Annotated in this window: 13 protein-coding genes; 9 read left to right on the forward strand and 4 right to left on the reverse strand. The window is 52.2% G+C overall.

Features of this window, described 5'->3' with window-relative positions:
* The first annotated feature begins 187 nt into the window (after window positions 1-187).
* Window positions 188-400 carry an RNA chaperone/antiterminator CspA gene (gene cspA / locus J1782_RS16425; protein ID WP_101076387.1) on the forward strand — a complete coding sequence of 71 codons (213 nt, stop codon included), beginning with the start codon at window positions 188-190 and terminating at the stop codon, window positions 398-400.
* A gap of 641 nt (window positions 401-1041) precedes the next feature.
* Here cspA and J1782_RS16430 read toward each other — a convergent pair.
* The 3 genes from J1782_RS16430 to J1782_RS16440 all read right to left on the reverse strand — a co-directional run bounded on the left by J1782_RS16430 (window position 1042) and on the right by J1782_RS16440 (window position 3243).
* A complete protein-coding gene (locus J1782_RS16430) occupies window positions 1042-1179 on the reverse strand; it encodes a hypothetical protein (RefSeq protein WP_165058520.1) in 138 nt (45 codons plus the stop codon).
* A 474-nt stretch (window positions 1180-1653) separates the two neighbouring features.
* Window positions 1654-1857, reverse strand: coding sequence for a hypothetical protein (locus tag J1782_RS16435; RefSeq protein ID WP_217153528.1), 204 nt, complete (start codon window positions 1855-1857; stop codon window positions 1654-1656).
* Between the two features lie 135 nt (window positions 1858-1992).
* Complete coding sequence (locus tag J1782_RS16440) at window positions 1993-3243, reverse strand: OFA family MFS transporter (RefSeq protein ID WP_217153529.1); 1251 nt, start codon at window positions 3241-3243, stop codon at window positions 1993-1995.
* A gap of 362 nt (window positions 3244-3605) precedes the next feature.
* Between J1782_RS16440 and J1782_RS16445 the strand changes: the two genes are divergently transcribed.
* The 6 genes from J1782_RS16445 (at window position 3606) to J1782_RS16465 (ending at window position 9577) form a co-directional block, all read left to right on the forward strand.
* The gene (locus tag J1782_RS16445) at window positions 3606-4655 is read left to right on the forward strand and encodes an iron ABC transporter permease (protein ID WP_152324594.1); all 1050 of its coding nucleotides are present in this window, start codon (window positions 3606-3608) and stop codon (window positions 4653-4655) included.
* Entirely contained in the window at window positions 4652-5413 is a 762-nt protein-coding gene (locus tag J1782_RS16450) for an ABC transporter ATP-binding protein (protein WP_165058516.1), read from the forward strand. Before J1782_RS16445 ends, J1782_RS16450 begins: the two co-directional genes overlap by 4 nt.
* Before the next feature lie 14 nt (window positions 5414-5427).
* Complete coding sequence (locus J1782_RS16455; RefSeq protein WP_371819791.1) at window positions 5428-7560, forward strand: TonB-dependent receptor; 2133 nt, start codon at window positions 5428-5430, stop codon at window positions 7558-7560.
* A 7-nt stretch (window positions 7561-7567) separates the two neighbouring features.
* A complete protein-coding gene (locus tag J1782_RS16460) occupies window positions 7568-8581 on the forward strand; it encodes an ABC transporter substrate-binding protein (RefSeq protein ID WP_165058514.1) in 1014 nt (337 codons plus the stop codon).
* 156 nt (window positions 8582-8737) lie between these two features.
* Window positions 8738-8968 carry a hypothetical protein gene (locus J1782_RS26405; RefSeq protein ID WP_152324591.1) on the forward strand — a complete coding sequence of 77 codons (231 nt, stop codon included), beginning with the start codon at window positions 8738-8740 and terminating at the stop codon, window positions 8966-8968.
* A 51-nt stretch (window positions 8969-9019) separates the two neighbouring features.
* The gene (locus tag J1782_RS16465; RefSeq protein ID WP_217153530.1) at window positions 9020-9577 is read left to right on the forward strand and encodes a DNA-binding protein; all 558 of its coding nucleotides are present in this window, start codon (window positions 9020-9022) and stop codon (window positions 9575-9577) included.
* 7 nt (window positions 9578-9584) lie between these two features.
* On the opposite strand, the gene J1782_RS16470 is transcribed toward J1782_RS16465, so the two are convergent.
* A complete protein-coding gene (locus J1782_RS16470; RefSeq protein ID WP_152324589.1) occupies window positions 9585-10361 on the reverse strand; it encodes an alpha/beta fold hydrolase in 777 nt (258 codons plus the stop codon).
* A gap of 345 nt (window positions 10362-10706) precedes the next feature.
* Between J1782_RS16470 and J1782_RS16475 the strand changes: the two genes are divergently transcribed.
* The gene (locus tag J1782_RS16475; RefSeq protein WP_254303097.1) at window positions 10707-11105 is read left to right on the forward strand and encodes a hypothetical protein; all 399 of its coding nucleotides are present in this window, start codon (window positions 10707-10709) and stop codon (window positions 11103-11105) included.
* A gap of 182 nt (window positions 11106-11287) precedes the next feature.
* A complete protein-coding gene (gene mrdA, locus J1782_RS16480; protein ID WP_152324588.1) occupies window positions 11288-13234 on the forward strand; it encodes a penicillin-binding protein 2 in 1947 nt (648 codons plus the stop codon).
* The last annotated feature ends 322 nt before the right edge of the window (window positions 13235-13556 follow it).

Here is a 13556-nt window from a genome sequence, read left to right on the forward strand (position 1 = left end):
GTCAACGGTTTGTAGTTAAGACCTATTTATGTAAGACATTTTAGTAAAGTAGTTCCTGGTTCAAGTGATATAGCAAATCCTTTCTCCGACGAATTTCCTTCTCTGATGCATCCATAAGTATTTCAAATAAAAACAGACCCCTATTGCCCTATGGCATCATAAAATAAAAACGAAGAAGGTATTTCCTATGTCTACTAAAATGACTGGTTTAGTAAAATGGTTCGACGCTGGTAAAGGTTTCGGTTTCATCAGCCCTGCAGACGGCAGCAAAGACGTGTTTGTTCACTTCTCTGCAATTCAGAGCAATGATTTCAAAACCCTGGACGAAGGTCAGAACGTTGAGTTCACCATCGAACAAGGCCAGAAAGGCCCATCAGCCGGTAACGTTGTCGTTCTGTAATGTCGCCAGATATTGAAAGTAATCACTCTGCAATAGCGAAGATGGGGCAAACCCGGAGCAGCCAGAATAATTAATTCAGTATCGACATGAATAATGACAAAAATAAGCCCTGGCCAACGCCGGGGTTTATTATTTAAAAGCTTCCAGAATTATTTCGGGAGCCACAACAGAAAAGCCGGTTAGCATATTTTATTCGTTTAGCCGTTTTTTCTGTTGTGACAAGGCCGTGCTCAGGCCGCGTAATGTTGGAGTGTACGATGAACGCTTACGCCATAATGTGACAGCCGGGAAAGCACCGGCAAATTCCCTTCATCCTTTTGGCTGGCTCTGCGTTGGCTGCCTTCACTCACCCCAGTCACATACTTATTGTATGCTCCCGGGGATTCGCTCCGTTGCCGCCTTGCTCCCACCCAAATGATTTCGGGAATTGGCTACGGTGTCTGTGTTTCAAAATCTAAAAATTTCCTGAAAAAAAGCCAAAAAAAAGCCCGCACACGGCGGGCAAAATAACAGGGTTCTACAGGGGTATTACACAGGGACTTAACACAGGAACATCACACAACATTTGATGGATTTAAGATAACAAACGCTGTGTATGGTTTTGTCATTGTCCGGTAATGTTACTCCAGTAGATGTAAGCCTTATTTGTCTGCGTAATGACCAATGATCTGATCTATTTTGGCGTCAGCCATCGCAATTCCCTTCTGTATCAAAGACTCAGAGCCGATACTCGCCAGCACAATAACCGCAGCAACAATCATTAATCCTTTCCAGGTCATGATTTTCCCTTCCGTTTGTCACAGTGAATGGCAGCATTATGCGGCGATACGCAAAGTATCGCCACCGGGCAGGGCAAAACAATGAAAAGGCGTTAAGCGCCTAAGTGGCCGACGGTGAAGTAAGTGACCAGGCCGACGATGACCAGCAGCGCAATCGCCGCAGCGGTGTAGAGGATGATGCGTTTGGGGCTGTAAAATGCCATAAAAATATCCTTATTTATCCGTGGTGTTCAACGTTGCTGGATTAGAAAAGTTCCATCATCAGTGCCATCACGTAGCCGATTCCTACAGAACCGCCCGCCATGATTAACCAAAATGCTGTTGCCTTCATTTCACACTCCTTGTGCGTGTTGCGGGACAAATCGCCCGAATGATCGATTTCAGGACGTGATTATAACAAACATATAATCCGTATGGATAATTATCCGTTCTAATTTTAGACACTTTACCGGAGTAAGGGTGGCTTTTGTGATCTTATTTCAGATAGTCGCTGCGGGAAGTCAGTTTGCTGTGTGCGCTGGAGTCCAGTGTGGTGGACGGGCGGGAACCGCTTTCGCTGGCTTTGCGGCTAAGTTCAGAAGCCACTTCCTGTGCGCTGGAAGGGTAAACCACGGCAAAACTGTTCATGGCGGTCATCGCCAGCATAAGACTGAAAAGAGCGAGGGTGGTGCGTTTCATTAACGGGTGTCCGGTCTGTTCACATTTGTTCATAGGATTTTCGTGAATCAGCAACCGGCTTTATATGCTTCACTCATAAGAAACGGGAGCAAATTATGCTCCCGTTCATCATTTATGATGCGTACAGCTGCTGCTTTACACGTGCTGGAGCGTATTATGACCGGCTTCTGATTTATTCGGTAAGCGAATCGTGGCAGAAAGAATCAGTGATACGATCAATAGTGCGGTGATGATGCTAAACGTTACTGCGAAGCCGCCGAACAAAGACGCCACCAGAGAAGCGAAGATGCTGCCGATACCGAAGCCGAGGTAAAGAAGACCGTAGTTTTTGGTCATGTTGTTCAGGCCGAAGAAATCGCTGACCAGTGAAGGATACACGGTGATGGTACCGCCGAAGCTGAAGGCCACACAGGCAACGGAGATGAAGAACATCGTTTCGTTCATGTGGGTGAACAACATCATGCTCATACCGGCCAGGGAAACGATCTGTGCGATGGAGATAACGCGGATACGCTGCATTTTGTCAGACAGAACGCCCAGAACCAGACGGCCGCTCAGGTTAGCAATCGCTATCACGGTCACGGCGTTCGCGGCGGTCAGTGCGTCGAGTTTAACCAAACTCTGGCCGATATCTTTTGCCACACCAATCACGTACAAGCCGCTCATGCAGGCTGTCAGGAACATCAGCGCCAGCATCCAGTATTGCGGAGCGCGCACCGCTTCAGCCAGCGTGAAATCACGGCTGTCATTGCTGCTATCGTTCAGGCTGTTTTCTTCGCGGGTCACATCGGCGGTTTGCTGTTTCGGCGCATCTTTCATCATCATCGCACCGACAATCACCATCACCATCGCCACGCCACCCCAAATCATGAAGGTGTTTTGCAGGCCTTCGGTTGCCAGTAAATGCCCGCAAACGAATTTGAATAACAGGCTGCCTAAACCGTAAGCACCGATTGAACAGGCTGAAATCAGGCCTTTGCGTTCAGGGAACCATTTTACGCAGTTGGTCAGTGTCAGCAGGTAACCGGCGCCATCCGCCAGGCCGACCAGCACACCGGCGCTGATGTACAACATGATCACGTTGTCAGAATGCGCGGTCAGGAAGAACCCGGCGGCCATTAGTAAACCGGCGGCGATAGTCACGGTACGTACACCGAAACGTTCCTGAAGTTTACCGGCGACGGAAGAGGCGAGAGCCAGACACAAGCTCAGGATCCCGAAAGTCAGTGCCACGCTGCTGATAGGTTCGCCCAGCTTCTCGGACAACTGGCCGTTGAACAGGCTCCAGGTGTAAACGGAACCCAGAGCAAGCTGAGTAAGAATGGTACCGACCAGTGTCAGCCAGCGGGTACGGTTGGTGTTCTGCATGCCAGATTTGTCACTCATAGCGGGTTCTCCCGAGCGAAGTAGATTCAATTAACTGTCGCTATGATAGTCCTCGTGAATAAACGCAGTTCATTTGCGGCGTGAGATGCATGAGTTGTGGAATGAAATGCATCTCACGAGGCATGAGTCGCCATTTTGGCTTCAAAAACACCCTGAAATTGGACTTAAAACGTGGCTGCAGCCCTTGCGGGGCGCGGGTTTTAGTTGATCTGGATCACTAATCCTTCAATTAACCTTTTCGTGCATTCTCACAAGTTTTGTTACAAACCTTTCGTTGTATCATTTGGTACATAACGTTGTGCTCACGGTCATTTGGTCGTACCCTTCCGGCACTTCCTCTTTTTACTTTCAGTGCTAATTAAATGACTTCTTCAGCGGAACGGGCGCGCGCGTCACATTTTCAACGTGCCCGTATTCTGACGCCATCGCGGATTTTTATTCTCAGCCTGCTGCTGTTACTGGGCGGAATCATGTATTCACTGACGATTGGCCGATATCCGATTTCATTTGCTGAGCTGATTGGTTTTTTCCATGCAGATGCGTCAGCACCGCGATATGGGCTGTTGCACAACATCATTATCGATTCACGCCTGCCGCGCATTCTGGCCGCGGTGCTGGTCGGTGCCGGTTTGTCCGTTTCCGGCGCGGCTTATCAGGCCGTATTCCGCAATCCTCTGGTGTCGCCCGGTTTACTCGGCGTGCTGAGCGGCTGCGCGTTTGGTGCATCGCTCAGCATTGTGTCCGGGCTGAACGGTTTGTGGATCCCCGCGCTGGCCTGTTTGGCCGGTTTACTGGCGGTCGTACTCGGCGTGGCGATTGCCAGCCTGTTTGCTTCACCGTCCATTCTTATGCTGATTCTGGGCGGCATTATCAGTAGTGCGCTGTTCACCGGATTGCTGTCGATCGTCAAATATGTCGCCGATCCGCAGGATCAGTTGCCAACCATTATTTACTGGATGTTGGGCAGTCTGAGTGCGGTAGACAATCATGCGTTGTGGGTGACAGCCCCGGTGCTGGTTATCGCGATTGCGCTGCTGGCGGGGCTCGGACGGGTGCTGGACGTCATGACGCTCAGCGAAGATGAAGCTTACAGCCTCGGTATTCCGGTTCGTTTTTATCGCTACGGCATTATCGTGCTGGCGACGCTGATATCTGCCCTGACTGTCAGCATTGCGGGCATGGTCGGCTGGGTCGGATTGCTGATCCCGCATCTGGCACGGCTGCTGGTGGGTGCGAGTAATGTCTGGCTGTTGCCGGTTTCAGTGTGTCTCGGCGGCTGTTTTTTGCTGTTGTGTGACGGGCTCGCACGCACGCTGGCTCCTGGGGAAATTCCGCTGGGGATCATTACCGAATTACTCGGCGCACTGGCGTTTATTGCTTTGCTGAAATACGTCCGCGGGGGCTGGCTATGATTATCTCCGCCCGCGATCTCTGCTATTCACTGCCTCAGCGCCCGCTGCTCAGCGATATCTCGTTTGATCTTTATGCCGGGGAATGCGTGGCGCTGCTCGGTGCTAACGGTGCCGGGAAAAGCACGCTGCTGAAGCTGCTTTTGCGGCTCTTGTCACCGGAAAGCGGCAGTCTCCGGCTGGCGGGAAAACCGCTGGAAACCATGAAACGCCGCGAAATCGCCCGGCATATCGCTTATGTGCCGCAACATCATCAGCCGCATTTTCCGTTTACCGCCTGGCAGGTCGTGATGCAGGGCAGGTTGCCGGTGAACGGCCTGGCTCGCAGCCCTTCGCCACGGGACATTTCCCGCGTTGAAAATGCGTTTGAAGAGAACGGTATTGCGCATCTGGCTTCGCGGATTTACACCCATCTTTCCGGCGGTGAGCGCCAGCGCGTGCTGATCACCCGCGCATTAGTGCAGGACACGCCGGTGATTTTGCTCGATGAACCGGTGAATGGCCTCGATTATGGCCACCAGCTGCATCTGCTTTCGCAACTTAAGACCCTCGCCTCGCAGGGCTACACGTTGCTGATGATTACCCATCAACCTGAACACGCACTGATGGCCGCCAGCCGGGCATTAGTGCTGCATGAAGGTCGGCTGATAGCCGACGGTGTGCCATCCGATGTCGTGGATAGCGCGCTGATTTCCCGCATTTATCAGGCACAGGTACAACAAATCGACCTGAACAGCGGACATCGTTTTTTTATTCCTTAAGGGATTGATTACAAATGCAAAGAAAAATAAAAGCGCCGTTAGTGGCTGGCGCCTGTGGTCTTCTATTGTCTGCAGGTACTGCGCTGGCCGCAGTAACGACCGACACGATGACTGTGAATGGCAATGTGAAAAATGGTGAAACGGCGTCGGGTGACCCTTCGGCCTCAGATTCACAAACCGCGACCGTCGGCGTTCTGGGCAAACGTGATGTGCTGAATACGCCGTACTCCGTGCATTCTGTGCCGGAAAGTATCATTACCCGCCAGCAGGTAAAAAGCGTCAAAGACGTTTATAAATATCTGCCGTCCGTGCAGGGTGACGGCGCCCGCCCGCAGACGCGCGGGATCCAGGGCAGTGTGGTGCAAAACTCTATGATCGACGGCCTGAACGTCGTCTCCACCACAGATTATCCGGCCGAGCAGTTCCAGCAGATTGAAGTGCTGAACGGGCTGGCGGGATCGCTTTACGGCCCGGCAAACCCGGCAGGGATGTTTAACTTCGTTTCCAAACGCCCGGGATATACCACCAAAAACAGCATTACGCTGGGAATGGGCACCGGGATTTCCGGTCTGGGTGCGCTGGATTTAAGCGGTCCGCTTGATGATGGCGAACGTGTTCGTTACCGGCTGAATCTGCTTAACGATCAGGGCGGCAGCTATACCTCCGGCAGCCGCAAGAAACGTCAGCTCGCCAGCCTGGCGCTGGATTTTCAGCTGACGGATCAAACCGTGCTGGAAACCAATTTCAGCTATTACCGTTATGAGGAAAAAGGCTTGCCGGGCACGTTTGCGCTGGCAAGTGGCGTAGCCTTCCCGAAAGCCATGAACCCGACGCAGCGTAACCTGGGGCAAACGTATGCCGGGAATGACAACCACACCAGCACTTACAGCGCTCATCTTAAACATGATTTTGATGGCAACTGGCAGTCTGATATCGGTTTCCTGCATCAGGTGGCTGACCGTCAGTCCACGGCGGTGACCAATACGCTGGTCAACAATAAAGGGGATTACAAAACTACGGTATCCAGCGCCACGGCGACCCGTTTTGTGATCAACAGTTATATGGCGACGTTGAACGGTTCACTGAATACCGGCTGGCTACAGCATGATTTATCTTTCGGTATGCGCGGTTTTGTGTGGAAAAACTATAACCCGATCAACGGTGGTACGGCGACGCTGGGCAGCGGAAACATTAATAATCTGCAAAGTTTCCCTGAACCCGCATATCCGGACTTCTCTAACCGTTATCAGTCTGCAACCAGCACTCAGCAGGCGTTTTCCGTCGGTGATACGCTGACCTTCTCGCCAAAATGGAGCCTGCTGGTGTCGGGCAGCGAAAGTTTCCTCACCTCTGCCAACTACGCCAAAACCCGTCAGCGCACCAGCGATTCGAACGACAGCGGTTTCAGCGGTTCAGCCAGCCTGATGTATAAGCCGGTTGAAAACCTGACGCTCTATACAACCTATGCCGACAGCCTGCAACAGGGCGATACAGCTCCGGCTGGTTCGACCAACGCCGGGCAAATCACCGCGCCTTACCGCAGCAAACAGATTGAAGTCGGCAGCAAACTGCGCGTCGGCAAGACCAATCTGTCGGCGGCGCTGTTCCAGATTGATCGCCCGTTTGCGTACACGCTGGAAGACGGCGAATTCGCCAACGACGGCAATCAGCGTAACCGCGGCCTTGAGCTGATGGCCGACGGCAACGTCAGCCGCGACGTGCATATTTACGGCGGCGTGACGATCCTCGATCCGAAACTGCGCGATACGGCGTCCTCTTCCAGCGATAACAAACAGATCGTCGGGTTATCCCGCGTGACCGCAAACCTGCTGACCGTCTGGAGTGTGCCAGCCGTCGAAGGTCTGGATCTGGATACCAACGTGCATTACGTCGGCAAACGTCCGACAGACAATGCCAACGACAACTGGGTCGGCAGTTACGCCGTCTTTGACGCCGGCAGCAGCTACCGCACGCGTCTGTTCAATACCAACACCACGTTCCGGTTTGACCTGACCAACCTGACTAACCGCCATTACTGGACCAACATCGTGCCGGGCGGCCTGAACGGTTACAGCGGCGCGGGCAATGCGTCCGCACAACTGGGTGCACCGCGTATGGCGCAGGTTTCCATGCAGCTCGAGTTCTGAGGATAAAATGAAATTACCGACACGTTTGATTCTGGCGGGCGCGCTGAGCCTGCTAAGCCTGAGCGGCTACAGCGCCACCCGCGAAGTGACTGATGATGCGGGCCATCAGGTTATTCTGCCCGCGAAAACTGACCGGATCGCCGACGCCTGGTACGCACATCATTCTTTGCTGATGACGCTGGGCGCGGGCGGCAAGATTGTGGCGACGGTCAATCATCCGGAAAGTCAGCCGTGGATGTTCCGCGTTCAGCCTTCGCTGAATCAGGCGTTGTCGGTAAAAGGCACCACGTTTAATGCCGAAAGTTTGCTGGCGGAAAAAGTGGATGTGGTGTTTGTCAGCGCGGGCAACCGGGATGCGGTGGCCTTGCGGCAGGCGGGTTTACCCGTTATCGAAATGAAATTTACCGATTTTGATTCAATGAAACATTCCCTGCGTACAACCGCGCAGGTGCTGGGAACGCCTCAGGCGGCGCAGCGTGCCGGAGATTACATTCATTATCTTGACGACAATCTTCAGGCCATCAGCGCAAAAACGGCAAGTCTGACCCAACAGCAACGCCCGCGAGTGCTGCACATTCAGTCACTTAATCCGCTGAAAGTCGATGGCAGCGATACGCTGATTGACCAGTGGATCCGCGTCGCCGGTGGCCGGAATGCCGCCGAAGGGCTGAAGGGCAACATGCAGCCGGTTTCTGCCGAGCAACTGCTGGCGTGGCAACCGGATGTGATCATTCTGGCGGCCAGCGCCGGGGATATCTCAACCTCCGCTTATGCCAGCCAGTTTGCATTGCTGGACGCAGTGAAAGCGGGGCGTGTGTGGCGAAATCCGGCAGGCGTTTTCCCGTGGGATCGCTACGGCACTGAAACGGCATTACAGATCCAGTGGGTTGCACAAAAACTGCATCCGCAGCTTTTCCCGACGCTGGATATTGTGAAAGCGACGCAGGATTTCTACAGCCGGTTCTTCGATTATCCGCTGACGCCAGGGGAAGCGGAGGAGATTATCGCAGGAGAGTTTTGAGGGCGAAATCAGGTGAGGATATATATTTTTCCTAATGTCATTTTTTCAAGGTTTTCGCCACTGATGCGGGGATACACTTCCGGCGTGCATGAGGACGTATGCATATGGCTGTTGACGAATGTCAACGGGTGATTATACTACAGCCACAGGAGGCCAATGAAGGCGCATCCTAATAAGCATATTCACGCAGCCGTTGAATATGCCATTTCTAAAGGCTGGCATTTTGTCGCTGGCGGCAGCAGTTCACACTGTTTCGGACGGGTTCGTTGCGGTATTCCTGCACATCGCGAACATATGATGAGCATCTGGTCTACCCCGCGAAATCCGGAAAACCATGCCGTGCAAATTATCAGAAGGGTTGATCATTGTTCTCCTGATAAGACATAACACTCAGGCGGGAAACCGCCTTTTTAGCAATTATCCGGACAACGAGGTTTTGTGGCACCTTTTAACTTCACGCTGACGCTTTCAGGCGTTACATCTGATACAGAAAAACTGGAAGATGCGCTCTTTGAGAGCGGCTGCGATGACGCGCTGATTTCTTTCTATGGAACGTCGGTCTATCTGGAATTTGACCGGGAAAGCACTTCATTCGCGAAAGCGCTGCTGACGGCGATCCGGGATATTGAATCTGCGGGCCTGAATGCACGTGTCGAGTCGGTCGATTCGGCGCTGGTCGGGCTCAGCGATATTGCGGACCTGACCGGGCTGACCCGCCAGTCGGTGGCATTATTGAAAGACGGATCTCGCGGATCCCGTAATTTCCCTAACCCTGTTCAGCGGCTCAAAGGAAACTCACCGCTCTGGCGCTGGAAGAGTGTGGTGGATTGGCTGGTCGCAGAGGGAAGATTACCCGCCGGAGATCATCGTGTGGAAGGTTCCCGCATCCTGGAAAATATCAATCTGGCGCTACAGTTACGTTCTTCTTCTGAGCCCAAACAGGTTAAGCAATTTGCACACCTGCTTGAGCATCAGAAAGAAATGACCGATTTGTAATACGTACTTATAAAACTTCTGCATTCAGCGCCGCATTGATTGCCGCCGCCACGCCGGTGGGATTTTCCCACATCATCGAATGACCTGCCTGCGGTACCACGGTGGTATGCACACCATGCTGAGGCAAAATCGCGACATCAGGTTCTGGCAGTGAAAACTCGCCAAACAAAACGGTGGCCGGCATTTCCAGGTTGTAGAGCTGTTCGCGCCACGACGTCGGTTCGCCATTGACCAGCCCGACGGCTTGGCGGTGAATGGCCAGCGGAGACGCCACGCTCATCGATCCCGCCCAGACTGGATCATTGCTGCGCACGGCGACATTAATCAGATGCGCGTGGCCTTTAGCCAGATAGTCTTCTTCTGAATATTCCGCGACTGCGCGGCTGAATATTCCGCCGCCTGCATCGAGATTGGGTTCAGCAACAATCAGGCGCTGAATCAGGTCAGGCCGTTGCGCCGCCACCATGATGGCAATACTGCCGCCCATGCTGTGGCCGATTAAATTGACCTGCGGTACGCCGAGGCTTTCCAGTAATGCGATGACGCACAGCGTATGATCCTGCAGGCTGTAGCTGAAATCCTGCGGTTTATCACTGAAACCGGAACCGGCTAAATCCAGCAGGAACGAACGGCGCGGGCGCAGTGATGCATCGGTCGCGACCCGTGGGAAATCACAGGATGCCGCGCATCCCAGACCGTGGATAAAGACCAGCGGGACGCCCAGACCTGACAACTCATGGAAACGTAAGACCATTTCCGTTCCGGGTACTTTGAAAGATTTCATCTCAATCCTTTGTTAACTGCTCAAGTGCAATCTGCGGATTATAGGCAGGATTTTTCTGAGCAGCAGTACAAAAAACAAGTAAACGAACAGAGCCATCCGTTTTACTTCGAAGTGTTCACGCATTCATTTATCAGATTTCTGTTTCAGTTAAATTTTGGAATATTCCCGACCGCCTCCGGCGGGGTAATCAGTAGCGATAATCGTCAGCGGATCCTCTGCATGTAGCTTCATATTTGTCTAAAAAAACGCCGTTCATACCGCGTACAGTCCCGAATTTGGCTTAAAGTATTTAGCCCGTGAAAATATCTTTTGCGGGCTCTTTTCATCGGGCAGCCAAGTGATAGCATGGAACTCTTGCTCACTTTATGGATTTATCTGATGGTCAGGTTAGGCGGTTGTGTGGCGGTTGTCTTGGCGCTGGCGTCGTTTTCAGCATCGGCTGTCACGCAGTATCAATGTATTTTAACGCATCATACGCAGTCGGATGACGGCAATGATGTTTCTGAAGTTGTGAATAAAGATGCGCGTGTTTATGACGCCGGAAATACGTTCAGTTTTTCCCCGGACGGCAGCAAAATGGTGACCAGTCCTGAACTGACGGACATTATCGGTAAAGACAATCAGCCGATGAAAGCCGGTGCGCAGGATAACCTGATGTATATCCATGTAAAAGACAGCTTCGTGGTTGCGACGCAAACCGAAGGTTATGTTTATGGCGACTGCAAGGTCAACACGGCGAAGTGATGCGCGGCATATTTCGCCGGAATAACCTGTCGTTAATAAATAGAAACACTCCTGCCACTTCATTAGCACACTTCTTATAGTCGCCCGTTTCCCGACGGGCTATCCTTGCGCACTTTTCCAGCCCCGAATTTTTCTTTTTTCGCCCGCTTTAAGAAGCAGACAATAAAGGTATTTGCCCGCTTATGGCCTTACTTAACGACGAAATCCGCGACCATACCGCAGAGTCCGTCCTTTTCGTTCGTCGCGCCGTGATCGCGTTTCTGGTTGTGGCCTTAATGTCTGCCGCTCTGGTCTTCAATCTGTATCATTTGCAGGTCGGAATGCATGATTTTTACCAGACCCGCTCGAATCAGAATGACATCAAAATGCTGCCGATTGCCCCGAGCCGCGGGTTGATCATGGACCGTAATGGCGTGGTGCTGGCGCAAAATATTACGCTTTACCAGATTCAGGTGATCCCCGGAAAAGTGCCGGATCTTAAAGCGACCCTGAATGCACTCAAACCCATTGTCGATCTGACGCAGGACGATCTGGACAGCTTTCATGACGCGATGATTCATGGCCGTCACTTCGCGCAAATCCCGTTAAAACTGGCGCTGACCGACGTCGAAGTCGCCCGTTTTTCTGTGAACCAGTTTGATTTCCCCGGTGTTTCAATCAGTACTTATCAGCAGCGTCGTTATCCGTACGGTGCGGAGCTGGCGCATGTCGTCGGTTATGTGTCGAAAATCAACGATAAAGACGCGAAACGCCTCGACGAAGAAGGAATTGCGGAGAACTACGCGGCTGACCACGATATTGGTAAGCAGGGCGTTGAAAAGTATTACGAGAATATTCTGCATGGCCGCACGGGTTATCAGGAAGTGGAAGTGGATAACCACGGGCACGTCGTGCGCCTTCTCAAAGAAGTGCCACCGCAGGCCGGGCAAAATATCTACCTGACGCTGGATCTCGGTCTACAGCAGTACATCGAGAAAGTCCTGAAAGGGCAACGCGCCGCCGTGGTGGTGATGGATCCGCGGGATGGTGGCATCAAAGCAATGGTCTCGAGCCCGAGTTATGATCCGAATCCGTTTGTGAACGGAATTTCCAGTAAAGAATACAGCGCGTTGCTGAAAAACCCGGATCTGCCACTGATTAACCGCGTGACACAGGGACTGTATCCTCCGGCCTCGACGGTGAAACCGTTCATGGCAACGTCTGCCTTATTTGAAGGGGTGATTACACCGCAAACCACTTTCTTCGGTGCACCGACCTGGACGCTGCCGGGTACCGAGCGTCATTACCGCGACTGGCTGAAAACCGGCCACGGCCTGCTGAATGTCACCAAAGCCATCGAAGAATCCGCCGATACGTTCTTCTATCAGGTGGCGTATGAAATGGGCATCGACCGCATTCATACCTGGCTGAGCAAGTTCGGTTACGGGCAGTCCACCGGTATCGATCTCGACGAGCAATATAATGGTGTTTTGCCAAGCCGCGAATGGAAGATGAAGGTTCATAAAAAAGGCTGGTATCAGGGAGATACCGTTTCGGTGGGCATCGGCCAGGGTTATTGGGTTGCAACGCCAATCCAGATGGTGCGTGCGCTCAGCGCGCTGGTGAATAACGGCAAACTTGAAACACCGCATCTGCTCTATTCTTCAAAAAGCGGCAAAGTGATCACGCCCTATAAAATGCCGCCGACGCAGCAAATTGCCGATGGCAAATCGCCAATCTGGGGAATAGTGAAAAACGGTATGTTCGGAATGGCGAATTTCCCGAACGGTACCGGTTATAAACTCTTCCACACCGCGCCTTATCAGATAGCCGCGAAATCAGGGACGTCTCAGGTATTCAGCCTGCGCGAGAATCAGGTCTATAACGCCAAAATGACGCCTGTCCGCCTGCGTGACCATATTTTCTATACGGCATTTGCGCCCTATAAACATCCGACAGTGGTGATGGCGCTTATTATGGAGAACGGTGGGGGCGATGGCGTGGTCGCCGGGCCGACGGCGCGCGCCATTCTTGACCATATCTTCCTGCCGCCGCAGGCCACGATGTGTGACCCGGCGAAAGCAGACAATCCGGCAGACTGCGAACAACCGGTACCAACCCCGAATTCACTGGGGTTCAGCGAGCACTGACAGGCTCTTAATCAATCACTGATAACGTGATGTCATTAAATGGCGACAGATGCAGTTTGTTGTGTCGCCATTTGGCGACATTTAAGCAAATGATTAAAAACAACTTTATATTTAAGTAAAAAACATGTTGGGAAATGACGACAGCAAGCGTGATTTTTATGCAAAGATCGCAGCCATTTTTTGAATGAGATCTTCACTGATAAATAAAAATTGTTAACTATCAGTTACATGTAATTTAAATATTATAACTGGCACGCTTCGTGCTATATTCTGGCAGTTGCTCATTCACCTGATTATGACTTGCTCACGCGAAAGCGTTGAT

It is taken from the genome of Rahnella sp. BCC 1045 (assembly GCF_019049615.1).
Lineage (GTDB): Bacteria > Pseudomonadota > Gammaproteobacteria > Enterobacterales > Enterobacteriaceae > Rahnella > Rahnella contaminans.